Genomic DNA, 24,991 nt, shown 5'->3' with positions numbered 1-24,991 from the left:
TACGTCTGCTCCGGAAACGTCGTGTCGGCGTCGAACAAGAGCACCGTTGCCACGGCCGGACACTGCCTCAACGAGGGTCCCGGCTCGTTCGCCACCAACTTCGTTTTTGTCCCTAAGTACAAGGACGGGGTGGCCCCCTACGGCGCGTGGAGCGCCAGCGAGTACTTCACGCCCACCCAGTGGAGGGACGACGGGGACATCAGCTACGACACCGGCTTTGCCGCGATGGACCCGAGGCAAGACGGCGCACTGCTGGAGGATGTCGTCGGCGGCTCAGGCGTGGCATTCAATGAAGCCCACGGCCTGAAGTACACCGCCTACGGCTACCCCGCCGCCAAGCCCTTCAACGGCGAACGGCTTTGGAGCTGCACCGGCACCGCCACCAATGACACGACCAACCCGCAGTTCGGCACGCAGGGAATCCCCTGCGACATGACCGGCGGCTCGTCAGGCGGCCCGTGGTTCATCGGCAGCGGCTCCGACGGCTTCCAGAACTCCATCAACAGCTACGGGTACACTCCGAAACCCGTGATGTACGGCCCGTACTGGGGCGCGGCCATCCAGGAGGCCTACTTCAGTGCCGCAGCAGCCTAGGAAAACCTCGCCTGACGAGGCATCCGGGAACGGATCCGTCAGCCACAGCAAATCGGGCCAGCCCCGTGAGGAGATCCTCGAGTACTGGACCAAACAGCGCATGGCCGCTGCAAAGCCCCGGGAGCTTCGGCTGCCGGAAGGGGGTCCGCGCCTCATGCAGCGGGGCGCGGACCCGGCACCACGTCCTTCCTAGCTGCCCGTTAAGGCCCGACGGCGCCTGTCCCCTTAGTGGGGACAGGCGCCGTCGACGTTTTACCCTGGGCCCACGCCGGCAGGGTTCCCTGACCGTGGAACCGCTCCAGCGAGGGCCCCGACCCGAGCTTGCGAGGGTAGGGAGCCGGTGGGGCCTTGCGAGGTTAGGGAGCCGGCGGGGATTAGTGGAAGAAGTGGCGGGCGCCCGTGAAGTACATGGTGATGCCGGCTGCGTTGGCCGCGGCGACGACTTCCTCATCCCGGACGGAACCGCCCGGCTGGACCACGGCGCGTACACCGGCATCGATCAGGATCTGCAGGCCGTCAGCGAAGGGAAAGAACGCGTCGGAGGCTGCAACGGCGCCGCGGGCACGCTCGGGTGCAACGGTCGCCTCTGCTGTCGACGGACCAGCCGCACCGCCAGCACCTTCGACGTCGGACTCCACCGAAACGCCCAGCGTGTTGGCCCGCTCGACGGCCAGGCGGCAGGAGTCCAGGCGGTTGACCTGGCCCATGCCGATGCCCACCGCTGCACCATGATCGGCGATCAGGATGGCGTTGGACTTGGCGGCGCGGCAGGCGGTCCAGGCGAAGGCCAGGTCCGCGAGGGTCTTTTCGTCAGCGGCTTCGCCGGCGGCGAGAGTCCAGTTGGCGGGGTTGTCGCCGTCGGCGTCCACCTTGTCGCTCATCTGTACCAGGACACCGCCGGAGACCTGGCGCATTTCGGCCGGGTAGCGGCCGTAGCCCTCGGGCAGTGCGAGCAGGCGGATGTTCTTCTTCTTGGCGAGGATCTCCACGGCTGCCGGCTCGAAGTCCGGGGCGATGACAACCTCGGTGAAGATGCCGGCAACGGTCTGTGCCATGGCTGCGGTGACCGTCCGGTTGGCAGCGATGACGCCGCCGAAGGCGGAAACGGGGTCGCAGGCGTGGGCCTTGGCGTGGGCGTCGGCGATCGGGTCTGCAGCATCAGCGGAACCAACGGCGACACCGCACGGGTTGGCGTGCTTGATGATGGCGACGGCGGGCTCGGCGAAGTCGAACGCGGCGCGGAGGGCGGCGTCGGCGTCGACGAAGTTGTTGTAGCTCATGGCCTTGCCGTGCAGCTGGTCCGCCTGCGCGATGCCGGCCGGGGCGGCCTTGTCCACGTAGAGCGCGGCCTGCTGGTGCGGGTTTTCGCCGTAGCGGAGAACCTCGGAGCGCTCCAGCGACAGGCCGGCGTAGGCAGGCCAGTCGATGACGCCGTCGCCGTCTTCATCCAGGAACTGGCTGGCAGTCCAGGTGGCCACGGCGTTGTCGTAGGACGCGGTGTGGGCGAACGCCTTGGCGGCCAGCCGGCGTCGGGTCTTCAGGTCAAAACCGCCCTGAGCGGCGGCGGTGACCACGGAACCGTAGAACGTGGGGTCGACAACAATGGCGACGGCGGCGTGGTTTTTCGCTGCCGAACGGACCATGGCGGGGCCGCCGATGTCGATCTGTTCAACGACATCGTCCTGCGCGGCGCCGGACTTCACGGTCTCAACGAACGGGTAGAGGTTCACCACCACCAGGTCGAAGGTTTCAATTTCCATGCCTGCGAGGGTTTCCATGTGCGCGGGAACGCGGCGGTCCGCCAGGATGCCGCCGTGGACGCGCGGGTGCAGCGTCTTGACGCGGCCGTCCAGCATTTCCGGAGACCCGGTGACTTCTTCGACTTCCTGGACCGGGATACCGGCCGCGGCGATCTTCTTGGCCGTGGAACCGGTGGAGACGATCTTCACGCCGGCTGCGTGCAGGCCCTTGGCGAGATCCTCCAGACCGGTCTTGTCGTAGACCGAGATCAGCGCCCGGCGGATGGGAACACGGTCGATGGATACACGGTCAGGCTGCGTGACGCTCACAAAAAGTCTCCGTCTGATCTCGCGGAACAGTGCCGCGGTTGGTGGGGATGGGCCCAGTTTATCGTGTTGTGCGGTTTGCCCCGCTTGCCGGCCTCAGTGTGAACGTCAGTGGGCACGGTTAGAGTTTTCACAGGAGGCTGCGATGAATACTTACACCACTGTGCCCAGCGGCGAACAAGTGGTCCAGGAACTGCCCTGGCGTTGGAAAGTCCAGGGCAGGATCTTCGTGATCGGCGGCCTTGGCTTCATGTTCGATGCGTGGGACGTGACGCTTAACGGCATCCTCATCCCGCTGCTCTCGACGCACTGGGCCCTGGCTCCCGGCGAGGTGGCCTGGGTGGGTACGTCCAACCTGATCGGCATGGCCCTGGGCGCGTTTGTGTGGGGCACCATCGCGGACACGATCGGGCGCAAGAAGGCGTTTACGGCCACGCTGCTGATTTTCTCGCTCTTCACGGTCCTGGGCGCCTTCTCCCCCGACTTGATCTGGTTCTGCGTGTTCCGCTTTATGGCCGGCTTTGGTCTGGGCGGCTGCATTCCGGTGGACTACGCGCTGGTGGGTGAGTTCACACCACGCAAGCAGCGCGGGAAGGTCCTCACCGCGATGGACGGCTGGTGGCCGGTGGGCGCGGCCCTTGCCGGTTTTGTGTCCGCCGGCCTCGTGGCGGTGTTCGGCGACTGGCGGCTGACAATGCTGGTGATGGTGCTGCCTGCGCTCCTGGTGTTCTGGGTCCGGCGCAGCGTCCCGGAGTCGCCGCTGTTCCTCATCCGCAAGGGCCGCCGCGACGAAGCTGCCAAGGTCATCGACGACCTCGTGGCGGCAACGGGCGCCGAACCCCGCGCCTACAGCCTGCCCGACGCGCAGGAAGTTCCGCGGCTCTCCGCCGGCAGCGCCTGGCACCAGCTGCGGCTGGTGTGGCAGTTCAACTGGAAGATCACGGCCACGGCCTGGGCCCTGTTTTTCAGCATCCTGCTGGTCTACTACCTGTCCCTGACATGGATGCCGCGGATCCTGATCGGCGCGGGCTTCGCCGAGTACAAGGCGTTTGTGACCACGGCGTCCATGGCCGCGGTTGGGCTCCTGGGTGTTGTTGTGGCAGCGCTGCTGGTGGAGCGTGTGGGCCGCAAATGGATCCTGGCCATCACCGGCCCGCTGTCCGCACTGACCCTGGTGATCGTGGCGATTGTGGTGGACATCCCCACCGCAGCCGTGTTCTGGCTCCTGGTATTCGGCTTTGTGGTGCAGATAGCGATTCCGGTGCTCTACGCGTACGTGTCTGAGCTGTACCCCACCGAGCTCCGCGGCACGGGTTTCGGCTGGGCGTCAACATTTTCGCGGCTGGGGGCTGGTTTTGGGCCGCTGATATTTGCGAACTACTTCTGGCCCGAACTCGGCCTGGCCACGTCCTTCGCCCTGGCCGGCGGGCTGGTGCTGGTGGCCGTCCTGTGGATGGCGTTCTTCTCCCCCGAAACCAAGCAGCGCCGCCTCGAGTAGCCCCCGGCGTCACCCGAATGCTCTCCGACGCCCGCAATGCTCTATCACTTGCGGTCGTTCTCAGCCCTCAGAGCGACTGTAGGTGATAGAGCATTCGAGAAAATCAGGCGGCGGCGAGGGCTGCCAGGGTGTTGACCAGGAGGCGGCGCTCCACCACCTTGATGCGTTCGTGCAGGGATTCCTCGGTGTCGCCCGGTTCAATCGTGACGGCTTCCTGGGCGATGATGGGCCCGGTGTCCACCCCGGCGTCGGCCCAGTGCACCGTGCAGCCGGTGACCTTCACGCCGTAGGCCATGGCATCGCGCACGCCGTGGGCGCCGGGGAAGGCGGGCAGCAGGGCGGGGTGGGTGTTGAGGTACTTGCCGTTGAAGGCAGCGATGAAGTCGGCGCTGACGATGCGCATAAAGCCTGAGGAGACCACCACGTCCGGGGCGTAGGACGCCACGCGGGCGGTCAGTGCGGCATCCCATTCGTCGCGGGTGGGGAAGGAGTTGAAGTTGACCACAAACGTCTCCAGCCCGGCTTCCGAGGAGCGTTCGACGCCGTAGGTCCCCTCCCGGTCGGCACCCACCGCCGCGATTTCCACGTCCAGCTCCCCTGCCTTGACGGCGTCGATGACTGACTGGAGATTGGACCCGGTGCCGGAAACGAGGACTACGATGCGCATGGGTCTAGCTTATGGGCACGCTCGCGTAGGCTGGAAAACATGAACAACACCCCGGAACCGGCTGGCCAGCAACGGACCAAACAGCCGCTCAGCGACGCCGCCAAGGACTCGCTCACCAAAACCCGCAACCTGTTCCGGATCTTCATTGTCACCGTGCTGGGCGCTTTCTTCGTCTACCAGCTCGACGTCAGCTACCTCTGGCTCACCGGCATCCTGACCGCGGCGAGCTTTGTGCTGGGTATCCTTCTGCTGGTCCGGTCGGCTCGGCTCAAGGAGTCCAAGCTGGTCCTGTTCGGCACCATCTCGGGGCTAGTGGTATCGCTGATCATGCTGCTGGTCATCCTGGCCACGGCGCTGTTTTTCCGCCAGGTCCAGGACTTCCAGGCTTGCTCACGCGAGGCCCTTACCGACCAGGCGCTCTCCAATTGCCGGGTCCAGCTGGAAAGGTCGCTGCCGGGTCTCCGGTAGCAGCCACGCCAGCAACAGCCACGCCAGCAAGAGCCACGAAAGTCAGCGGGCCAGTTCCGCTTCCTCATCCACGTGCTGCTGGCGTTCCAGCCACGGTCCGGCTGCGTAACCGATCACGACGCCGATGCCCACCTCCGCGGCAATCCAGAGTCCCATCCACAAGGGGTCGGGTCCGATGGCCGTGAGGCGGCCCAGCCCGGCGGAGCCGCGGGCCAGCCAGGCCAGGCCCGCGGCCAGCAGACCGGACACAGCGCCCACCAGCGCGCCGAGGGCAAGCGTGGACACCGTGGCCGTGAACCAGCGCGCGTCAAACTTGATGGAGAGCCACTCGTCGAAGTGGTTTTCCCCTTCGCGCAGGAACCACCAGCCGGCCAGGATCCCCGCCAGAACGGGCAGCACCAGTGCCATGAACCCGTAGTCCAGCGGACCCGACGGGATGGCGGCGAAGACCGGGATGGACGGCAGCGGCCCGGTGGCTGTGCCCAGCGGCCCCACCTGCGAGCCCACGCCCAGGGCGAAGCCCGAGCCCGAGACCCAGGCCAGCGCAAAAACCACAAGGTTGGGCAGATACCCAAGCTGCGCGATGGTGAGGGCGGCACCCCCTACCGCGCCGGCGTCGAGCGCTTCGTAGACAGCAATCACCAGGTTCCAGTGGATAAAAAGGTCCACGGCCAGGAGCACACCGGCAAGCGCAAACGCCGCCAGAAGGGCAACACAGCCCGCCTTCGCCGCGGAACCCAAATAGGAGCCGGCCCAGCGGGAATGCTGGCTGGTGCGCGAGATCCAGTCGACTGCGTCGACGCCGATCAGCCGGCTCCATGAGCCTGCCTCGCGGCGGGCGCCGATCACCATGCCGAGGGCGAACGGGATGAGCGGGATGAGCATTGCCATCCAGATGTTAATGACGACGTCGGCCGTGCGGCACACAAAGCCGGTGGCAGCGCCGAACGCCGAGTAGACCACCCAGGACCCGAGCAGCGCCTGCCACAGCTGGTCCGTATAGGAGGCCCGGGCCAGGCGCCGCCCCGCACGCCAGGCGAGCAAAAACGGGATCAGGGTCAGGCCGAGGGGCACCAGGGTCAGCAGGCCGGAACCTGGGCTGCCGGCCGCACCAGCCTCGCCGGACACCACGGCGAGCTGCAGCGGCACCCCGTGAATCAGCAGCCAGCCCTGCCCGGCGAGGCGGGCCAGGGAATCAAAGGCGGTGTTCTGGAAGCCCGCGGTGGCCCACACGGCCACAATGGGAACCACCGCCAGGAGCGCGGAGATGATGGCAGCCTGCGCCGTTTCGAGGCCTCCCTGCAGCCACAAGGGCATGGGAAGGCCTCGGTCTCCGGTCTGATCAGCGCGCAGTTTCATCGTGTCCCATGGTGTCACGGCCGGGGCTTCGGACCGGGTTTCGACAGGCTCATTCTCCCCTGCGAGACGCGCCTCACCAGAGTTCGTAGTCCGCCGCGCTGATTGTGAACCCGCGACGGGTGCGGAGGTGGGCGCCCGCCGCCGGTGATGGGGCCGTCGTCGGGCGTTCAGACTGTCGGGGCGCCGCATCCGGGTCGCTTATGTCGCTGGGCAAAAGTCCCCATCCGGGCCTGATTCGGCGCTTTTTCCACGCGTCCGCCGTAAAATTGGAATGTCCGCAATCAGTGGTTGGAGGCAGAAAAAATGACTACCGCATCCCCACATGCACACGTTCATTTTGGGCGCGCAGACGTCCAGAATGCGGGCATGGGAGTAGGTATCCTGTTGTTGGTGGTGGGTGCCCTGGGCTTTATCCCCGGCGTCACCACCCAGTACAGCGAATTGATGTTCCTGGGACCTGATTCCCATGCAATGTTCCTTGGGCTGTTCCAGGTGTCCATGCTGCTCAATATTGTGCAGCTGGCCATCGGCGCAACGGGCTGGGCGATGTCCCGGACCGAACATGGCGCACGGAACTTCCTCATCGGAGCAGGCGCGCTGTACATCATCCTCAGCATTTTCGGGCTCAGTGTCGGCGTTGACTCGGCGGCCAACTTCCTGTCGTTCAACATGGCTGACAACTGGACCCACCTGGTGCTGGGCGTAGCGATGGTAGCTGCTGGCTGGCTGTTCTCCAGGAACATGTCCGGCGAGAGGAAATAGCCCGGAAATGACAAGCCGGGATATAGGAGCCGCGAATGAGAAATGATCAATAAGTTCTGAATTTTCGTCCTACTCGCCGGTGCAGTTGCCGCGTTCCGCGAACAGCTGCACCGGCTTCTTTGTGCGCGACGGCGGCGAAAACTAATGCTGGACGGCGGCCGGGGCCGAGCGTACTCTAGTGCCCATCGACGAGGGGGGAATCGGATGGGGGCGATACTGCGGGCTCGTTGCCGCTCCGCGTCCCGGCCTGTCTTGTTGGCCCTCCTGGCCGCGTTGGCGTGGCTCGTCTGGGGAGCCGGAACAGCCACCGCGTCCAGCCCCTTCCCGGATGCCGGAGACCTCCTGCAGCCCGCTTCCGCGGCACTTGCGAAACCGCTTCCTGTTCCGGTCCCTCCCGCCGTGGTGAGCTCAAGCGGAACTGCACTGGCAACCGCAACGTCCCTGGCGGATTCGGCCGCGGCCGCCGCAAACGCGTTGGCTGCCCCCGCGCTGCCAGCGGTTACCAGCACTGTTGATACCGTCACTGGCTTGGTGCCCGGGCTTCCCGATCTGCCGCTGGTACAGGCGCCCCTCCCGCTTCCCCTCCCCGATGTCCTGCCGCTGCCTGAGCAGTTGCCGCCGCTCCTGCCCGTGCCCGATCTGCTGCCCGTTCCCGGCATCGCCCCGCTGCCTGGCCTGCCGCCGCGTACGACGCCGGCACCCGGCCCCCTGCCAACGGCGGCTCCCAGCCTCCCGGCGTCGAGCGCGGTTGAGAAGGGCAGCATTGCGAGCGTTAGCCCGGCACCGGCCGGCCCTGTTGGCCTGGCGGCCACCAACACCCCGAGGTTCGGCTTCGGCCCGGCCCAGGACCGCTCAGGCTTGGCCCTGCCAGAGGCATCGGCAAGCCCTTCCGGCCCTGAAAACGGGCCGCAGAACCCTGATCCGCGGACTCCCGCTGCCCTGGCCATTGGCGCCGGGACGGCCAGTTCCGGGTCAGCCGGAGGCTCCGAGGGTGCGGCTGACCTTGGCGGGTCCTGGCCGTCCCTCCCCACAGCCAACAGTGGAACACATCTGTCCGACGCCGTGACGCTGCCGGCCGGTCCTTCCTTCGACCCCGGTTCCTCACCCGACTGAACAGGTCATCTCTGCCCTTTTCGCGGCAGACAATGACCACCCGCGCACCACCGGCGCGCGGACACCACGTTCAGTCAGGAGAAACTGTCATGTCCATCAACACTGCTGTGATCAACCGCTCCCACGTCATCTCGACAGTGGGCAACTGGCCCGACCCGATGCAAAAGCTCGGCTAGCACAAGGTGCGGTGGGCGGCCGAAACGGCCGCCCACCCGCCCAAGAACCTCGCTCCTGGAGCAGGGCCGGTCCGCGCAGGACTTCTTCACCTTGGGGCAAAACCTTTCGCACCGGTGTGTAGCGCGCCGTCACCGGCCTGATCGCGGATACTGGGACCACGTCCGCGGCCGAACCCGCCCGTTGATCATCCCACTGGGACAATGGCCCTATGAGCGACATCATCCTGGGCTGGGACCCGGCTGGCTGGAACCGCTGGAACTACGCGGCTGTTACTGAACAGGTCGCCGTGACAGGGCTGCACCTGGAGCCTTGGAGCGTGGGCCGGAGCGTCGCCCCCGGCACCGGTGTGTGGCTGCTCCTGCTGGGAGCGCACGGCCCCGGCCTGATCGGCCATGGCGTCGTCCTGTCGGGGCAGCCCGGGCACCCGGATCAGGCGGCCTTGTCGGGCCAGCCTGGGTTCACCGTGCAGGTGGCGTTCGATGCGCTCCTGCCGCTGGGCGACCACGTGCCTGCGGCGGTCCTCGACGCAGCGGTGCCTGGCGTCGTGTGGGACAGCGCCGAAACCGAGGGCATGGCGCTGGAGTCCGGCGACGAAGCCGCGGTCCGGACGCTCTGGGCCACTCACGGGCCGGCGCAGGGACCAGACCCCACCCAACCTGCGCCCGGCACGTACCCCGAGACCGCCGTCGTGCGCGTCACCGCCAACCGCTACGAGCGTGACCCCGAGGCCCGGCGGGCGTGTATCGCGCACCGCGGCAACAGCTGCGCGGCCTGCGGGTTCTCCTTCGAACTGGCGTACGGCGAGCTCGGCAAGGACTTCATCGACGTCCACCATGTGGTGCCGGCGGCCCAACTCGGCGGCGGCTACCAGCTGGATCCGCTCACGGACCTGGTTCCGCTCTGCGCCAACTGCCATGCCATGGCCCACCACGGGGTGACCACGCCGCGCACGCAAGCCGAGCTGCGGCAGATCATGGCCACCGCCGGATACCTCCGCGGAACCACCGTTGCCCCTGAGGAGATCGAGGCCCAGCGCGTTGCCCGCGAGATCCTCGGCAAATAGGAACCCGAACGGTCGAGATCCCGCCTGTTGAAACCCCCACGCAACAGCCCGCGCTCTGGACTCTTGGGCGGGCGCCAACCAGACTGTCTACAACAGCTGGCCAGCAGGCCGGAATTGGAGACACGCAATACCGGCAAGGCCTGAACAGCTGCCATTATTGGGGCTTTCCTGGGAGGCCTGTTCCGCACGCGAAAGGACCTCGTCATGCCGGATCTGTCAGCATTCTTCCCGCTTCTTGCCGCGATTATCGGGGCAATACTGGTGGTCGGCTTTGTTTGGGGTGCCATCAAACTGATGTGGAAAGTGGCGGAGCCCAATGAGGCCCTGATCATCTCCGGCCTGACACGCGGAACCCTGGAAACGCGGGCCGGCATGGACTTCAAGATTGTCACCGGAAAGGGCGCCCTGGTATTTCCGGGCCTGCAGACCGTCCGCACCCTTTCCCTGACGCTGAATGAAACGGAGCTAAAGGTTTCCTGCGTGACCTCGCAGGGCATCCAGGTGATTGTGGAAGGCGTGGTAATTTACAAAATCGGTGACGCCCCGCCGTTTATCGCAAATGCGGCCAGGCGTTTCCTCGGCCAGCAGCCCAAAATGGAAAGCCAGGTCTACAACGTCTTTGAGGGCCACCTGCGGTCCATCATCGGAAGCATGACCGTGGAAGAGATCATCCGCGAACGGGACAAGCTGGGGTCCCAGGTCCGCAGCGCCAGCGGAGTGGAAATGGAGAAGCTGGGGCTGGTAGTGGATTCGCTGCAGATCAAGGACCTGCAGGACCCCACGGGGTACATCCAGAACATCGCCAAGCCCCACATTGCCCAGGTCAAAATGGAGGCCCGGATCGCGGAGGCCACGCGGAACCGCGAGGCGGCCGAGAAGGAGGCCGAGGCGGCCGCAATGATCGCGGACGCGCAGAGCGTTTCGGCCATCCGGCAGTCGGTGGCGCAGGCGAACGCCGAGCGGGCCAAGGCCGAGGCCGCCCAGGCGGGACCGCTGGCGGATGCGACCGCGCGGCAGCACGTCGTCGTCCAGGAAACGGAAGTGGCCAAGCTTGAGGCGGACCGGGAGGAGCAGAAGCTCCAGACCACGGTCCGGAAGCCCGCCGACGCCAAGGCCTATGCCAAGCGCACAGACGCGGAGGGCCAGAAGGCGGCGGACATCAGCGCCGCCGAGGCGCTGGCCCGCCGCACGGAACTTGAGGCCCAGGCCAACGCCCGCCGGACGGAACTGCAGGCCCAGGCGAACGCCACTGCCGCGGCGGCCGCGGCCGGAGCCACGAAGGTCACCGGCGAGGCCGAAGCCGCTGCCACCAGGGCCCGCGGTGACGCCGCGGCCTCCGCCATCAAGGCCAAGGCGCTGGCCGAGGCAGACGGCATCAAGGCCCGGGCCGAAGCACTCGGGACCAACCAGGACGCCGTCATTTCGCAGCAGCTGGCCGAAAACATGCCGGCCATCATCGCCGCGGCGGCCGAGCCTTTCTCCCACGTGGGCCAGATGACCGTGCTGAACGGCGGCGAGGGCGTGAACAAGATGCTGGGCGGCATCCTGGCCCAGGTGGGCGACTACCTCCCTGCCTTGTCCTCGGCACTGAAGAACAGCCGGGAAGGCAAGCGCCCCGCGAAAGGCCCCGATGCATAGAAACGTTGACCGCAGCCTGACCGGCAAGATCGGCCGCGTGACCGGGCGCATTGGCCCCGGAACCCTCGGCGAGGTGATGCTGCCCTACCTGGGCGGCACCAACGCGTTCCATGCCCACCCCTTCGACAAGACAAGCGTCTTCGCGGTCGGCGACGAGGTGCTGGTCATCTATTTTGAGCCGCCGCAAACGGTCTATGTGGACGAACTCCCGGACGTGCTGCGGCACGGCCACGACGGCTGAGCGCCGATCTGTTAACCCAACCTTTCCCTCGACTCAACCCGGGTGACCCCGCCCCGACAGGCGCCGCGCCCACCGTGGAGGGGTGAGGATCGCAATTGTTGCCGAGTCATTCCTGCCGCTGATGAACGGAGTGACCCACTCCATCCTGAGGGTGCTTGAACACCTGGAGGACCAGGGCCACGACGTCCTGGTCATCGCCCCTTCCACCTATGCTGTCTCCGAGTTCGTGGGACCGGCCGAGGTGGTTCACGGCGCGACGGTGCACCGGGTTCCCGCAGTTCCGCTGGCCGGCTACACCAACGTGCGAGTGGCGATGGGCGGTGTGTACCGGGTCAAGCGAATCCTTGCCGACTACGCACCCGACGTTGTCCACCTCGCATCGCCGTTTATCCTCGGGTGGCGGGCAGTGCAGGCCGCGCATCAGTTGGGGATCCCGACCGTAGCCATCTACCAGACCGAGGTTCCCAGCTACGCCGCACGCTATGGTGTGCCGTTCCTGGAGAACTGGGCGTGGAACCGGGTGGAGAACATCCACCTGCTGGCCACCCGCACCCTGGTGCCGTCCACCTTCGCGCTGAACCAGTTGCGCGGCCGCGGGATTCCGCGGGTGGGCATGTGGCGGCGCGGTGTGGATACGGCGCGGTTCTCGCCGGAAAAGCGCGACGCCGGGTGGCGGGCAACGGTTGCCCCCGGCGGTGAGCGGATCATCGGCTACGTTGGCCGGCTCGCCATCGAAAAACAGGTGGAGGACCTCGCCGCGCTCGCCAACGTCCCGAACACCAAGCTGGTGATTGTGGGCGACGGACCCCAAAAGTCGGCTCTGCAGGAAGCCCTGCCGGGCGCCGTGTTCACCGGGTTCCTCGGCGGTGAGGAGCTGGCGAAGACGGTGGCGTCCTTCGACCTTTTTGTCCATCCCGGCGAGTTCGAGACGTTCTGCCAGACCATCCAGGAGGCGATGGCATCGGGGGTGCCGGTGGTGGCCACGGGCCGCGGCGGCCCCTTGGACCTGGTGGAAAACTCCCGTACAGGCTGGTTGTACCAGCCCGGCGACCTGGCCGGTTTCCGGGCCCGGGTGATGGACCTCATGGGCGACGACGCCAAGCGCCGCGCGTTCGCCACGACAGCGCACGCCTCGGTCCAGGCGCGGACGTGGCCGGTGCTCAGCGCCGAGCTGGTGCGTCAGTACCAATCAGTAATCGCCGGAGAACCGTTGGCTGAAACCGTCGAAACCAAGAGCCGCCGCCCGGTGGTTGAGTCTGCCCAAACCAAAAGTGGAGCGTCCCTGTGAAAATATCGGTGATCGGCTGCGGCTACCTCGGAGCCGTGCACGCCGCCACGCTCGCGTCCATGGGCCACACCGTGGTGGGCATCGACGTGGACGCCACCAAAGTGGACCAGCTGGGCCGCGACCATGCCCCCTTCTTCGAACCCGGCCTGGACGAACTGCTCCGCGACGGACGCAGCACCGGCCGCCTCACGTTCTCCACCGACGTCGCCGCTGCCGCCGGCGCCCAGGTCCATTTCCTGTGCGTCGGGACGCCGCAGTCCAAGACGTCCGACGGCGCCGACCTCACCTTCCTCGTTTCCGCCACCGAGGCGCTGCTCCCGCACCTGGCGAGGGGCGCCGTCGTCGTCGGTAAATCAACGGTGCCCGTGGGCACGGTGGACATGCTCCAGGGCGTCCTCGCGGGGCGGCCGGACGTGCAGCTGGGCTGGAACCCGGAGTTCCTGCGGCAGGGCACGGCAGTGAAGGACTCGCTGGTGCCGGACCGGCTGGTCTACGGTGTGGCGGGCGGACGCGCCGCGGCCTTCAACCCCAGGACCGGGGCGCCGCGTGCCGTGACGGCCGCGCTGGATGCCGTTTATGAGCCGCTGCTGAACGCCGGCATTCCGCGCCTGGTGTGCAACTTCGCCACGGCGGAACTGATCAAGTCGGCCGCCAACGCGTACCTGGCCACCAAGGTCAGCTTCATCAACGCCATCTCCGAACTATGCGACGCGTCCGGCGCGGACGTGGCCGAACTCAGCGAGGCCATGGGCATGGACCCGAGGATCGGGAACCGCTACATGCATGCCGGGCTGGGCTTCGGCGGCGGGTGCCTGCCCAAGGACATCCGCAGCCTCCGCAGCCAGGCCGCCGCGCTGGGCGTGGACCCGGTGAACGACTGGATGGGTGTGGTGGATGCCATCAACGTCCGCCAGCGGACCCGGACGGTGTCCCTGGCCGCGGAACTGTGCGGCGGCGCGCTCTCCGGACGCGCCATCACCATCCTCGGAGCCTCCTTCAAGCCCGAGACCGATGACATCCGCGACTCCCCCGCCCTGGACGTCGCGGCGCGGCTGGCAGCGGTCGGCGCGCACGTGACGGTGACGGATCCGAAGGCCGTGAACCACGCGTGGCTGCGGTACCCGCAGCTGCGGTTCGAAGCCTCCGCAACGCGGGCCTTGGAGGGTGCCGAGCTGGTGCTCCTCCTTACTGAGTGGGATGAATACAGGAGCCTGTGCCCTGCCGCTGCGGGCGCTTTGGTGCGGCGGCGCGTGATCCTGGACGCCAGGAACGTCCTCGATGCTGCTGCCTGGCAGGCGGAGGGCTGGGTGGTCCGCGGGCTGGGCACCAACGCCGGCGCCGCTGTCAGCGTCGTTTCGGAGGCCGGCCAAGTTTCCGGGGCCGGGGCCGGCCTGACGGGAATGCGTCACTCTTAGCCAGTTTCCACCGCTACGGACCACGCGAACGCGAATTCCCGGGCCTCCATTCCCGAGCGCCGCGCCAAAGTCACGCGTTTTCGTACCGCGATCACAACATGCACTTTATGATGTGCGTGGGGGTGGTAGCGCATGGGGCGTTCCAAGCGGCAGGACAAGGATTTGGGCGCACCAGATTTTGGCGCGCTTCTTAATGCCAGCCCGGATGCGCTTCTCGCTGTCAACGCGGACGGCACCATCAAAATGGCCAACGCGGCAGCCAGCAAGCTGTTCGGCTACACACGCGCTGAGCTGATCGGTAGCGATCACTGGCTGCTCCTGTCGGAGGGGTTCCGGAGCGAAACGCGGCTGCTTCAGGAGCACCTGCAAGCGCAGCCCGATAAACCGCTGCCGCCGCGTGAAGTGTACGGACTGCACCGGGACGGCACAGAGTTCGCCGCCGAGGTGGCAGGCTCTCTGCTGGACGACGGCGGTTCGCAGGTTTTGCTGGTTTCAGTCCGGAGCATGGAACACCGGAAGGGAGCTGACGCCGACCTCCTCGAGGCCATGTCACTGCTGACGGCCACCCTCGAATCCACCGCAGACGGCATCCTGGTGATCAGCTCCGACGGCAGTGTTGCCGGGTTCAATCACCAGTTCCTGAAAATGTGGGGCATCCCGCCGGAACTCCTGGACGGTGACACCGAAGTGCCCATCATGCGGCTGATCATCTCCCAGGTTGCCCACCCGGAGGCCTTCATGGCAAGGATCGCCGAGGTTGTGGCGAACCCGGCGGCAGAAAGCCACGACGTGCTGGACTTCAAGGATGGCAGGACCTTTGAAAGGTACTCGCGGCCCCAACGGGTTGGTGAGAGGATCGCGGGCCGGGTGTGGAGCTTCCGGGATGTCACTCCGCGCAGGCAGGCACAGGAGCTGGCAGAGCAGGCCGTGACTGACCTGGCCGCGCAGGCCGAACAGCTGCGAGCACTTGCGTTCCAGGATCCGCTGACCGGACTGGCCAACCGGGCGGTCTTCAAAGACGCACTGGTGGCAGCCCTCCGCGAGCCGCGGTTCAAGACCGTGGATGTCCTGCTGGTCGACCTGGACGATTTCAAGGAGGTCAACGACATTATGGGCCACCAGGCTGGCGACGACATGCTCGTGGAAGTGGCGCGCAGGCTCACAGGCTGTGTCCCCACCGCGGACGTGGTGGCCAGGCTGGGAGGCGACGAGTTTGTCGTTCTGCTTACCGCCTGCCCGGACGTCGAAACCATCGCGGCCTGTATTGTCCGCTGCCTGCATGTTCCGGTGTGGATTGACGGCACCATGCTGCGCCCCAGCCTGAGCCTGGGACTTGCCTCCATGGGAAATGCCGCCATCGGAGCGTCGGAGTTGCTGCGCCAGGCGGACATCGCAATGTATGCGGCCAAGACGGCGGGCAAGAACCGGTACTGTCGGTTCCATCCGGACATGATGACCGAGCTGGTGCAGCGCACGGACATGGAGGCCGGGCTGCAGCTCGCCATTCCGCTGGGGGAAATCTCCGTGGACTACCAGCCCCTTGTTTCCCCGCGGATGGGCCAGGTAGTCCAGTTCGAGGCGCTTGCGCGGTGGGACCGCGATGGCGGGCGCATCCAGCCGTCGGTCTTTATTCCCATTGCGGAGCGCAGCGGCGTGATCAGCGAGATCGGTGCCGCCGTCATGACTTTAGGCCTCGCCCAGCTCGCGCCGTGGCTGAACGAAGACCCGTCACGCTCGCTGGCGGTGAACGTTTCCGGAGTCCAGCTGCAGGAACCTGACTTTGCCGGCAACGTCCTCCGTTTCGCCGAGGCCAGCGGGGTGGGGGCGTACCAGCTGGTCCTGGAGGTCACCGAGAGTGTATTTTTCGACGCCGACCACAGCCTGATCAAGCAGCTCGCCAGTCTCCGTGAGGCCGGAGTACGTGTGGCGCTGGATGACTTCGGCACCGGATACTCGTCGCTGGGCCGCCTGCAGGAACTGCCGGTGGACACAGTGAAGATCGATAAGACCTTTGTGTCCATGGTGCGCACCGGAACCGAACGCCTCCCCATCCTCAGCTCCATGATCAACATGGCGCACAGCCTGGGCCTGACGGTCACCGCTGAGGGCATCGAGACGGCGGTTCAGGCGGACTTCCTGACAGCGCTGGACTGCGATTTCCTGCAGGGTTACTTTTTCTCCCACCCTGAGCCTGGCGCCAGGCTGAAGCGGGCCCTGAAAACGGCAGACCGCGCCATCCAGGCAATGAAGGACAGGTAAGGGCGCCTGCGCCGACTAAGCCAGCGGCCTACAACCGCCTGACCCGCCGGCGCACCGTGTCGAGCCGCAGATCCCTTGTAGCCGCGGTTATTTCTGCAACCCGGGCAGGGTCTGCTTTCGAGGGTGAGCCGTGGTCGAAGGGAGGCTCGGGGTCATACTCGATGGCCAGCTGGATGGCGCGGGCCACGTCGTCACCGTACAGCTCGGCCGCCAGAACAAAGGCGAAGTCGATCCCGGAGGTGACACCTGCACCGGTTATCCGGTTCCGGTCCCGGACCACTCGCCGGCTGACGGGCACCACGCCGAACTCCGCCAACATCGGCAGGGATGCCCAGTGGCTGGTGGCCCGGTACCCGGAGAGTAGACCCGCCGCGGCCAGGCCGAAGGAACCGGTGCACACCGAAGTGATCCACCGCGCCCCGGCTGCCTGACTGCGTAGGAACTCCAGCGCCCTGTCGTCTTCAAAGAGGTCGAAGGTTCCGGCGCCGCCCGGCACAAAAAGCACATCTGCCTGCGGGCAATCGGCCAGGGTGGTGGTGGGCACAATGCACCAGCCGGCGTCGGTAGGGATGGGGTCCAGGGTGTGCCAGGCGAGATGCACCTGGGCATCCGGAAACCTTGAGAAGACCTGGGCTGGACCGGTGAAGTCGAGCTGCGTGACGTTGGGAAAGAGGAGCACAACAATATTCAAGCCCGCTGTAATCATGCGTCCAGCCTTCCATGGAACAAGCCGCAGCCAACAACGGGCCGCGCGAGGACAATGGGTTCCATGGACGTCGTTGTCATCGAAACGCGGCCGCTCGGGGACCGCAGCTACCTGGTCCACGACGGCGAGGTAGCGCTGGTCATCGATCCGCAGCGGGACACGGACCGGGTGGAAGCCGCGGCCGCGGAAGCCGGCGTCCGGATCACCCACGTTGCCGAAACCCACCTGCACAACGACTACCTCACCGGCGGGCTCATCCTGGCCCGGGCGCACGGTGCCGAGTATCTCGTCAGCGCAAAGGACGACGTCGGGTTCGAACACACGCCAATGGCCGACGGCGGCACGGTCCAGGTGGGCCGGCTCACCGTGAAGGCCGTGGCCACGCCCGGCCACACCCACCACCATCTCAGCTACGTGGTCAGCGACGGCGAGCAGCAGGCCGTGTTCTCGGGCGGCAGCCTGCTCTACGGGTCGGTGGGCAGGACTGATCTGGTCAGTGACGAGGACACCGAAGACCTCACCCGCGCCCAGTACTCCTCGGTCCGCCGCCTGGCCGCCGAGGCCCAGCCGGACGCGGCCCTGTACCCCACGCACGGGTTCGGCTCGTTCTGTTCGTCCGGGCCGGCGTCGAGCGTCCGGACGTCCACCCTTGCCGAGCAGCAGCAATCCAACCACGCGTTTACGGACGCCGATGAGGACCACTTTGTGCGGGAGCTCATCAACAACCTGACGGCCTACCCGTCCTACTACGCGCACATGGCGCCGGCGAACCGGCAGGGTCCGGGGCCGGCGGACCTCACCGTGCCGGAGTCCGTGGATCCGGAGGAGCTCAGCCGCCGGCTCGCGGACGGCGAATGGGTGGTGGACCTGCGCCACCGGGTTGCCTTCGCCAGCAGTCACCTGCAGGGCTCGGTGAGTTTCGAGTACGGCCGCGGCTCCAGCTTTACCGCCTACCTGGGCTGGGTCCTGCCCTGGAACCAAAAAATGACGCTGGTGGGATCAGAGGAGGACGTCGAAAAGGCCATCCGGGACCTGTCCCGGATCGGCATCGACTCCCCCGATGCCGCCCTCGGAACGGAACCGTCGGCACTCGCGCCGGGCACCGCCGTCGTGCATTATCCGCGTGTGGACTGGGCTGAAATGCTGCACGGGCGGAGCGCCGGGGACGTGGTGCTCGATGTCCGCCGGACGGATGAGTACGACGCCGGCCACCTCGCCGGGGCGGTGAACATCCCGCTGCATGAGCTGCTGGGGCGGATGGCCGAGATTCCGGCGGGTACGGTGTGGGTGCACTGTGCCACGGGATACCGTTCCGGGGTGGCGGCGAGCCTGCTGCAACGCGCGGGCCGGCAGGTGGTTCATGTGGACGGGAAGTACGGTCCTTCTTGAGTTGTGAGGGATATCATAGGGATGCGTCTTCGCCCAGGTCTCGGGCGGGCCCGGGTCTCAGCTTTTACGGGTGACGGGCGCACCGATGGGGAGGGATCCGCGTGTCTCAGAGTGGTCTCCTGGAGCTGCGTCCTGCCATCAGCGGGAGCACGGCCAGGCTAGGTTGGCTGATCGCGCTTGGTGCTGTGGTGCTGGGCGTTCTTGGAGTGTATTTTACCGCCAACAGCGGCACGCCCACGGCCGTCGTGGCGGGTGACTTCGCCATCCTCATTGCCGCCGTGCTGGCAGGCCGCAGCTGCGCCCACGCCGCGTGGCGCGGCGGCGTGAACGCCCGGGCCTGGACCCTGATGTCGGTGGCCGCCTACGTCTGGGCAGCCGGTATGGCGGTGTGGACCTACTTCGGCCTCGCCAACGACCACGTGTACCCGTTCCCCTCCCTGGCGGATGCCCTGTTCCTCGCGTATTCGGTGCCGGCAGCCGTCGCGCTTTTAAGCTTCAAGCGCCCGGGTGGCACCACCCGCGTGGGCCTGGCCCGGACGGTGCTGGACGCCGCGGTGATCGCCGGCTCAGTCCTGGTGATCAGCTGGTACACGGCGCTGGGCCCGGCCTTCAGCGCGGAAGGCGACCCCCTGACCCGGCTCACGTCCATGGGCTACCCCGTGGTTGACCTGGTCATCACGTCCCTGGTGCTGGTCCTCGGGATGCGCCGGCAGCCCGGCGAGCGGCTGCCGTGGCTGTGTTTCGGCGGCGGCCTGCTGGTGCTCACCATCACCGACAGCATCTATGTCAGGCTGACGTTCGAAGGTGTCACGGGCGTCACGGGATCGCCCCTCGCCCTGGGCTGGATCGGCGCCTTCCTCCTGATTGCGCTGGCACCGCTGCTCCCCTACGCGGAGAACCCCCGGCCAGACCGCAAGGCGTTTGCGCTGGCCCTTGAACTGCTCCCCTACGTGCCGATCCTGGTGGCCGTCATGATGATCGCCCAGGAGCACGTCAGCGAGATGAGCGCCTTCCTCTTGACGGTGGCCCGGACGACCGTTGCCTGCATCCTGGTCCGCCAGGTCCTGATCATCATCGAGAACCTCACCCTGACCACCGGGCTGGAGCAGGAAGTCGCGGCCAGGACGGCTGAGCTGGAGGGCCTCGGCGCCATCGTGAACTCCTCCACGGACGCCATCCTGAGCACCACGCCGGAGGGCGTCATCACTAGCTGGAACCCGGGCGCCGAGCGGCAGTACGGCTACTCTGCCGAGGAGGCGATCGGCCGCGACGCGCGGTTCCTGCTGCCGCCGGGCAGCACGGACGGCGACGACGAGGTGGTCGAGCAACTCCTCGAAAGCGGCGAGGCCACGAGCTTTGAAACCGAACACCTGGCCAAGGACGGGGCCCTCATCCCGGTCTCCGTGACCGTCTCTCCCATCCGCAAAGACGGGAACCTCCGCGGCATCGCCGTTATCTCCAGGGACATTACCCTGCGCCGGGCCGCCGAGCAGGAGCTGAAGGCGGCGCGGGAAGCGGCCTTGGAATCCAGCAGGCTCAAGTCCGAGTTCCTGGCCACGATGAGCCACGAGATACGTACCCCCATGAACGGCGTCGTGGGGCTGACAGCACTGCTGCTGGAGACGCCGCTGGACCACACGCAGAAACAGTACGCCCAAGGCGTCAAGGGCGCTGGTGAGGCGCTGCTGTCGCTCATCAACGACATCCTGGACTTCTCCAAACTGGAAGCCGGCAAGGTTGACCTGGATATCCGCGCCTTCGATCCCCGCGTCCTGGTGGAGGAAGTGGCGGGCTTGCTGACCGAGCCCGCGCAGGCCAAGAACCTGGAGCTGATCGCCTACTGCGAACCGGACGTTCCGGCCAGGCTGCACGGTGATTCCGGCCGGATCCGCCAGATCCTGCTGAACCTCGCCTCCAACGCCGTCAAGTTCACGGGGGCCGGGGAGGTCTCCATCCGCGTGACCACCGAGACGCCGGACGCCAATCCCGGGGCCACCGCCATGGTCTGCTTCGAGGTCCGCGATACGGGCATCGGCATTGACCCTGCGCACCACGCGCGGCTGTTCGAATCCTTCTCCCAGGCGGACGCTTCCACCACCCGGCGCTACGGCGGCACCGGCCTGGGTCTGGCCATCTGCAGCCGGCTCACTGAGGCCATGGGCGGCGAGATCGGCCTGAACAGTGCCCCGGGCGACGGCAGCACGTTCTGGTTCCGTATCCCCGTGCCCGTCGCACTGCCGTCCACGGATCCCGTGCCGGCCGCCGGTTTCCTCACCGGGCTCCGCGTCCTGGTGGTGGACGATAACGCCACCAACCGCCTGGTGCTGGAATCCCAGTTGCGCGGCTGGAAGCTGCAGCCGGAGGCGGTGCCGGATGCCCGCGCTGCCTTGGCCCGCGCCCACGAAGCCGCAGCGGACGGAGTGCCTTTCCACCTGGCCGTGCTGGACCTCTGCATGCCTGATACCGATGGCCTGGAGCTGGCCCGCGAGCTCAAGGCCGACGCCGCACTGGCGGACATCGAGCTGATCATGCTCACGTCCACCATGCAGGTCAACGCCGCCGAGATCGCCGACGCCGGAGTCCGCGAATGGCTGATGAAACCGGTCCGCAGCTCCGAGTTCTACAACCGCCTGATCCGGCTAATGTCCACGAGTGAACACCACGCCCCGGCGCCTCTTGTGTTTGGCCGGCCTTCCGAGGCTGACTCTTCGTTTGAGTCGTACGGTTCGTCCCCCGAGTCCTCCCCGGAGTCGTCCCATGAGACGTCCGCCGATTCGTCCCCTGTGTCCTCTCTTCGGGGCGCATCGCGGGGCCGCATCCTGGTGGTGGAGGACAACGATGTGAACCAGCTGGTGGCCCGCGCCACGGTGACCAAGTTCGGCTACGCGGTGGACGTGGTTGCCGATGGCGCCGAGGCCGTGGCCGCCACCGCCAGCACGCGGTACGCCGCCGTCCTGATGGACTGCCACATGCCGGTGATGGACGGTTTCGAGGCCACGAGGGTCATCCGCCGGCGTGACGACGGGGCCAGCCATCTCCCGATCATCGCCATGACCGCCGGCGCCCTGGACGGGGACCGGGAACGCTGCCTCGCCGCCGGCATGGACGATTACCTCGCCAAGCCGGTGGATGCCGCCGAGCTTGAAGCGGCCCTGGCCCGTTGGGTCCCCGAGCAGGACACGGAGCGTTCTGGGCCGCCGGAGCCGGTGGCGCTTCAGCGGGAGGAGGCTCCCCAGCACGAATCTCTCCAGCACGAGGCTCCCCAGCTGCTGGCCGTCACAGGTGGAGGTGCTCCCGCGCTGGATGCGGACCGGCTCGCCATGCTGCGCGGCCTCGGCCCGGAGGACGGCCTGGGCTTGCTGCCCGCCACAACCGAGGCGTTCCGTAAGGACGTTCCCGCGCGGCTCGCGGCGCTGCGCGAAGCGGTGACCGACGGCGGCGGGCTGGCTTTGGCGCAGGCGGCGCACGCCCTGAAGGGTGCGGCGGCCAACATCGGGGCCACCGCCGTCGCAAGCCTGTGCGGCGAACTGGAAGTCCTGGGACGCAGCGGAATGCTCGACGGCGGCCCGCAGCTGGTCAGCCGGCTGGAAGCTGCGCTTGTGCGTGTGGACTTTGAACTCGATCTAGCGCTGGAGGTGGCACAGTGAAAGTCCTGGTGGCAGATGACGATCCGGGCTCGCTCCTGGTGGCCCGAGCCGCCGTCGAACGCTACGGGCATGACTGCCTGACGGCGGCGGACGGTGACGAGGCTTGGGCCCTGTACCTGGAACACCAGCCCGACGTGGTGGTCACGGACTGGATGATGCCCGGGATGGACGGGCTGGCGCTGTGCCGGGCCATCCGGGCTCGCGAGGCGGACCTGTACACGTACATCGTGCTGCTGACGTCGCAGGGCTCGCGGGACGATGTGCTTGCCGGGCTCGCTGCCGGGGCGGACGACTACGTCACCAAGCCGTTGGACCCGTTTGTCCTGCATGCGCGGCTGCTGGTGGCGCTGCGGGTGACCACCTTGCACGCGGACCTGGCGCATTACCGGAAGGTGCTCTCGCAGCAGGCGCGGACGGATCCGCTCACCGGCCTGCACAACCGGCTCAAGCTCTCCGAGGACCTTGAGCAGCTGCATGCGCGCAGCCAGCGGTACGCGGAAGGATATAGCGTGGCCATGTGCGATGTGGACCACTTCAAGAGCTACAACGACATCTACGGGCACCAGGCGGGCGATCTCGCGCTGCGGGCCGTGGCGGAGGCGCTGGTGGGTGCGGCGCGCAAGAGCGACGGCGTGTACCGGTACGGCGGCGAGGAATTCCTGCTGGTCCTGCCGAACCAGTCACAGCTGAGCGCCAAGGCCTTAATGGAGCGGGCGCTGGATACCGTGCGCGGCCTGGAGATTGTCCACTCCGGGGATCCGCTAGGGCAGCTGACGCTGAGCGCCGGGATTTCCGCGTTCACTTCCGAGCACCGTGCCGACGCCGACACCCTCCTGGGTGAAGCCGACGCCGCCCTCTACGCCGCGAAAGCGGCCGGCCGGAACCGGGTGGAGCTGGCGCTGTAGCGTTTGGCCCTGGCGGTTATTGGCCGGTGGCTACGCGGCTTTTTTGCGCTGCTTGGTCTGACCCGGCTGCTTCTTCGCGGTCTGCTGCTGAGCAGGCTGCTGCACCGGATGGCGATTGACGGGTTGCTGCTGGGTTACCGGGCGGTGCTGTGCGGGCTGTTTCGGTGCGGACTGCCTTGGGGCTTCGGCCTCGGCGGGCTGCGCCTGTGCCTGTGCCTGCGCCTGCGCCTGCGCCTGTGCCTGCGCGGCCTCGGACTCGGCGGTCCCGTCCTGTTCCAGCTCAACCAACGCGTACATGCGGTTGCGGCGCCAGCGGCGGACCAGGTCCACACCGGCCAGGATGCCTGCCAGCGGCGTCAGCACAGCCGCGGCATAGACGAACAGCATCCACGTCAGCGTGGCCATGGGGGGCTGGTTGTTGTTCAGCAGGGAGAGCCCGCCGAACATGGCGATGATCCAGAAAAGCAACACCGCCGTCAACACCGCGGCCGCGGGGAAGTACTGGTTGCGTACGATCTTCTTCAGGGTTTCCATGCATTTTCCTCCTGCCTGGCCGGGGTGCGGTGAGAGGCCGCATGAACACCAGTATGCGGCTGCCGGCCCGCGGATTCGCGCAACACGCAGGCGGTGGTGACGAACCTAACTGCGGCCCGGTTGAGACCGCTGATGGAGCCCGTGGGGATCCAGCCTGAGACCGCTGATCGAGCCCGTGGGGATCCGGCCTGAGACCGGTGATCGAGCCTGTCGAGATCGAGGGTTTCGACAGGCTCAACCGCCGAAGGACTCAGGCTCAACCACCGGCGGGGGCTTCCCTGCTGAGGGCATAGCCAACACCGTGGTTGCCATCTGCCCCTGACCTTGGAGGACCTCATGCGCAAAGTTACGTCCGGCCTGTTCCACTCCGTTGACGGCGTGGTCTCGGACCCGTATCTCTGGCAATTCGACAGCTTCGACGACGACCTCGGCGCGGCCCTGACCCGCATGATGGAAAGGAGGAATTCGTGGCCGGCCTGAAAGAGCGCGACGGCGGCGAGATCGCCGTCACCGGGCTGCTGGGCGAATAGAGACCGCCGATCCCGTCAGGCCCCGTTGCGTTCAATCGCCTGGCCGATAATCCGGGCGCCCTCGGGAAAGGCGCCCGGATTCGTCCCGGAGTAGTTGAGCCGGATGAACGGGCCTGCCGGTTCGGCGGGGAACCATTCGTTGCCGCCGGCGATGATCACCCCGGCGGTTTCACAGTCGCGGGTCAGCCGATCGAGGTCGGTCCCGTCGGGCAGCCGCGCCCACAGGTTCAGGCCGCCCTTGGGCACCAGCTCGATATGAGCCTGCGGGGCGTACTGGCGCAGGCTGGTGAGCAGCAGGTCCCGCCGGGATTCGAGCTGGTGGCGGAGGCTGCGAAGATGCGTCTGCCACCCGGGCTGCGTGACGACGTCGAGCGCTGCCGCCTGGAGCAGCCCGCTGACGTACATCGATTCGGCCGCCCGGTCCGCCAGGATGCGCTCCCGCGCCGGGCCGCGGGCGATGACCGCGGCGACGCGGATGGACGGTGACACGCTCTTGGTCAGCGAGCGCAGGTAGACCACGTGGCCGGAGTCGTCGCGGGAGGCAACGGGCACGGGGTTGGAGGTGATGCCGAAATCGTGCGCCCAGTCGTCCTCCACAAGGAACGCCCCCTTCGCGCGGACCACGTCCAGGACCTGTTCACGCCGTTCGGCAGACCACTGCGCGCCCGTGGG

The 24,991-nt window shown here is 67.1% G+C and carries 20 protein-coding genes and 1 pseudogene; 15 read left to right on the top strand and 6 right to left on the bottom strand.

All coding sequences use genetic code 11. The features are described 5' to 3' along the window. A partial coding sequence (locus V6M49_RS17260; protein WP_442959757.1) for a trypsin-like serine peptidase occupies window positions 1-594 on the top strand: 594 nt, incomplete at its 5' end. A 374-nt stretch (window positions 595-968) separates the two neighbouring features. On the opposite strand, the gene purH is transcribed toward V6M49_RS17260, so the two are convergent. Continuing rightward, window positions 969-2,663: a bifunctional phosphoribosylaminoimidazolecarboxamide formyltransferase/IMP cyclohydrolase gene (gene purH, locus V6M49_RS17255; RefSeq protein ID WP_332762288.1), complete on the bottom strand. Its 1,695-nt coding sequence runs from the start codon at window positions 2,661-2,663 to the stop codon at window positions 969-971. Between the two features lie 142 nt (window positions 2,664-2,805). On the opposite strand from purH, the gene V6M49_RS17250 reads away from it, so the two are divergent. Next, window positions 2,806-4,158, top strand: a complete 1,353-nt coding sequence (locus tag V6M49_RS17250; protein WP_141139804.1) for an MFS transporter — start codon at window positions 2,806-2,808, stop codon at window positions 4,156-4,158. Window positions 4,159-4,261: 103 nt separating this feature from the next. On the opposite strand, the gene purN is transcribed toward V6M49_RS17250, so the two are convergent. After that, on the bottom strand, window positions 4,262-4,825 hold the full coding sequence (gene purN, locus V6M49_RS17245; RefSeq protein WP_141139803.1) for a phosphoribosylglycinamide formyltransferase: 564 nt from the start codon (window positions 4,823-4,825) through the stop codon (window positions 4,262-4,264). 39 nt (window positions 4,826-4,864) lie between these two features. Here purN and V6M49_RS17240 point away from each other — a divergent pair, with 39 nt between their 5' ends. Then, the gene (locus V6M49_RS17240) at window positions 4,865-5,293 is read left to right on the top strand and encodes a hypothetical protein (RefSeq protein WP_332762286.1); all 429 of its coding nucleotides are present in this window, start codon (window positions 4,865-4,867) and stop codon (window positions 5,291-5,293) included. 42 nt (window positions 5,294-5,335) lie between these two features. Here the strand turns inward: V6M49_RS17240 and V6M49_RS17235 are convergent, their stop codons facing one another. Beyond that, window positions 5,336-6,652 (bottom strand): cell division protein PerM, encoded by a 1,317-nt coding sequence (locus V6M49_RS17235; RefSeq protein ID WP_141139801.1) that lies wholly within the window; start codon window positions 6,650-6,652, stop codon window positions 5,336-5,338. A 303-nt stretch (window positions 6,653-6,955) separates the two neighbouring features. Here V6M49_RS17235 and V6M49_RS17230 point away from each other — a divergent pair, with 303 nt between their 5' ends. From V6M49_RS17230 to V6M49_RS17195, 8 genes are all read left to right on the top strand, one after another. Next, window positions 6,956-7,414 carry a DUF4383 domain-containing protein gene (locus tag V6M49_RS17230; protein ID WP_141139800.1) on the top strand — a complete coding sequence of 153 codons (459 nt, stop codon included), beginning with the start codon at window positions 6,956-6,958 and terminating at the stop codon, window positions 7,412-7,414. Window positions 7,415-7,669: 255 nt separating this feature from the next. Further along, on the top strand, window positions 7,670-8,527 hold the full coding sequence (locus tag V6M49_RS17225; protein WP_332762283.1) for a hypothetical protein: 858 nt from the start codon (window positions 7,670-7,672) through the stop codon (window positions 8,525-8,527). 385 nt (window positions 8,528-8,912) lie between these two features. Then, window positions 8,913-9,767, top strand: coding sequence for an HNH endonuclease (locus tag V6M49_RS17220; protein ID WP_332762281.1), 855 nt, complete (start codon window positions 8,913-8,915; stop codon window positions 9,765-9,767). 204 nt (window positions 9,768-9,971) lie between these two features. Further along, window positions 9,972-11,405: a flotillin family protein gene (locus V6M49_RS17215; protein WP_141139797.1), complete on the top strand. Its 1,434-nt coding sequence runs from the start codon at window positions 9,972-9,974 to the stop codon at window positions 11,403-11,405. Next, the gene (locus V6M49_RS17210) at window positions 11,398-11,646 is read left to right on the top strand and encodes a hypothetical protein (RefSeq protein ID WP_141139796.1); all 249 of its coding nucleotides are present in this window, start codon (window positions 11,398-11,400) and stop codon (window positions 11,644-11,646) included. The genes V6M49_RS17215 and V6M49_RS17210 overlap by 8 nt, the downstream gene beginning before the upstream one ends. Before the next feature lie 82 nt (window positions 11,647-11,728). Beyond that, on the top strand, window positions 11,729-12,934 hold the full coding sequence (locus V6M49_RS17205) for a glycosyltransferase family 4 protein (RefSeq protein ID WP_332762278.1): 1,206 nt from the start codon (window positions 11,729-11,731) through the stop codon (window positions 12,932-12,934). Then, window positions 12,931-14,349: a UDP-glucose dehydrogenase family protein gene (locus tag V6M49_RS17200; RefSeq protein ID WP_332762276.1), complete on the top strand. Its 1,419-nt coding sequence runs from the start codon at window positions 12,931-12,933 to the stop codon at window positions 14,347-14,349. The genes V6M49_RS17205 and V6M49_RS17200 overlap by 4 nt, the downstream gene beginning before the upstream one ends. A 132-nt stretch (window positions 14,350-14,481) precedes the next feature. After that, a complete protein-coding gene (locus V6M49_RS17195; RefSeq protein WP_442959756.1) occupies window positions 14,482-16,608 on the top strand; it encodes an EAL domain-containing protein in 2,127 nt (708 codons plus the stop codon). 28 nt (window positions 16,609-16,636) lie between these two features. Here V6M49_RS17195 and V6M49_RS17190 read toward each other — a convergent pair whose 3' ends face one another. Beyond that, the gene (locus tag V6M49_RS17190; RefSeq protein WP_332762273.1) at window positions 16,637-17,314 is read right to left on the bottom strand and encodes a DJ-1/PfpI family protein; all 678 of its coding nucleotides are present in this window, start codon (window positions 17,312-17,314) and stop codon (window positions 16,637-16,639) included. Window positions 17,315-17,377: 63 nt separating this feature from the next. Between V6M49_RS17190 and V6M49_RS17185 the strand changes: the two genes are divergently transcribed. The 3 genes from V6M49_RS17185 to V6M49_RS17175 all read left to right on the top strand — a co-directional run bounded on the left by V6M49_RS17185 (window position 17,378) and on the right by V6M49_RS17175 (window position 23,255). Next, window positions 17,378-18,703, top strand: coding sequence for an MBL fold metallo-hydrolase (locus V6M49_RS17185; RefSeq protein ID WP_332762272.1), 1,326 nt, complete (start codon window positions 17,378-17,380; stop codon window positions 18,701-18,703). Window positions 18,704-18,804: 101 nt separating this feature from the next. Beyond that, the gene (locus tag V6M49_RS17180) at window positions 18,805-22,350 is read left to right on the top strand and encodes a response regulator (RefSeq protein ID WP_332762270.1); all 3,546 of its coding nucleotides are present in this window, start codon (window positions 18,805-18,807) and stop codon (window positions 22,348-22,350) included. After that, window positions 22,347-23,255, top strand: a complete 909-nt coding sequence (locus V6M49_RS17175; protein ID WP_141139792.1) for a GGDEF domain-containing protein — start codon at window positions 22,347-22,349, stop codon at window positions 23,253-23,255. The genes V6M49_RS17180 and V6M49_RS17175 overlap by 4 nt, the downstream gene beginning before the upstream one ends. A gap of 30 nt (window positions 23,256-23,285) precedes the next feature. Here the strand turns inward: V6M49_RS17175 and V6M49_RS17170 are convergent, their stop codons facing one another. After that, window positions 23,286-23,789, bottom strand: a complete 504-nt coding sequence (locus V6M49_RS17170) for a hypothetical protein (protein WP_332762268.1) — start codon at window positions 23,787-23,789, stop codon at window positions 23,286-23,288. Window positions 23,790-24,125: 336 nt separating this feature from the next. On the opposite strand from V6M49_RS17170, the pseudogene V6M49_RS17165 reads away from it, so the two are divergent. Continuing rightward, window positions 24,126-24,242, top strand: a pseudogene (locus V6M49_RS17165) (dihydrofolate reductase family protein); the annotation flags it as partial. Between the two features lie 92 nt (window positions 24,243-24,334). On the opposite strand, the gene V6M49_RS17160 reads toward V6M49_RS17165, so the two are convergent. Continuing rightward, on the bottom strand, window positions 24,335-24,991 hold a 657-nt coding region (locus V6M49_RS17160), incomplete at its 5' end, for a PLP-dependent aminotransferase family protein (RefSeq protein ID WP_332762266.1).

Origin of the sequence: Pseudarthrobacter sp. (genome assembly GCF_036675385.1) — a bacterium.
Lineage (GTDB): Bacteria > Actinomycetota > Actinomycetes > Actinomycetales > Micrococcaceae > Arthrobacter.
The sequence above is the reverse complement of the archived record's forward strand: the minus strand, read 5'-3'. Positions and strand labels throughout refer to the sequence as shown.

What these genes read in the sequence shown, in the direction of transcription:
- V6M49_RS17250 (WP_141139804.1), top strand. Translation starts at nt 2,806, where the DNA reads ATGAATACTTACACCACTGTGCCCAGCGGCGAACAAGTGGTCCAGGAA.
- purN (WP_141139803.1), bottom strand. Translation starts at nt 4,825, where the DNA reads ATGCGCATCGTAGTCCTCGTTTCCGGCACCGGGTCCAATCTCCAGTCA.
- V6M49_RS17240 (WP_332762286.1), top strand. Translation starts at nt 4,865, where the DNA reads ATGAACAACACCCCGGAACCGGCTGGCCAGCAACGGACCAAACAGCCG.
- V6M49_RS17235 (WP_141139801.1), bottom strand. Translation starts at nt 6,652, where the DNA reads ATGAAACTGCGCGCTGATCAGACCGGAGACCGAGGCCTTCCCATGCCC.
- V6M49_RS17230 (WP_141139800.1), top strand. Translation starts at nt 6,956, where the DNA reads ATGACTACCGCATCCCCACATGCACACGTTCATTTTGGGCGCGCAGAC.
- V6M49_RS17220 (WP_332762281.1), top strand. Translation starts at nt 8,913, where the DNA reads ATGAGCGACATCATCCTGGGCTGGGACCCGGCTGGCTGGAACCGCTGG.
- V6M49_RS17215 (WP_141139797.1), top strand. Translation starts at nt 9,972, where the DNA reads ATGCCGGATCTGTCAGCATTCTTCCCGCTTCTTGCCGCGATTATCGGG.
- V6M49_RS17210 (WP_141139796.1), top strand. Translation starts at nt 11,398, where the DNA reads ATGCATAGAAACGTTGACCGCAGCCTGACCGGCAAGATCGGCCGCGTG.
- V6M49_RS17195 (WP_442959756.1), top strand. Translation starts at nt 14,482, where the DNA reads ATGGGGCGTTCCAAGCGGCAGGACAAGGATTTGGGCGCACCAGATTTT.
- V6M49_RS17190 (WP_332762273.1), bottom strand. Translation starts at nt 17,314, where the DNA reads ATGATTACAGCGGGCTTGAATATTGTTGTGCTCCTCTTTCCCAACGTC.
- V6M49_RS17185 (WP_332762272.1), top strand. Translation starts at nt 17,378, where the DNA reads ATGGACGTCGTTGTCATCGAAACGCGGCCGCTCGGGGACCGCAGCTAC.
- V6M49_RS17170 (WP_332762268.1), bottom strand. Translation starts at nt 23,789, where the DNA reads ATGGAAACCCTGAAGAAGATCGTACGCAACCAGTACTTCCCCGCGGCC.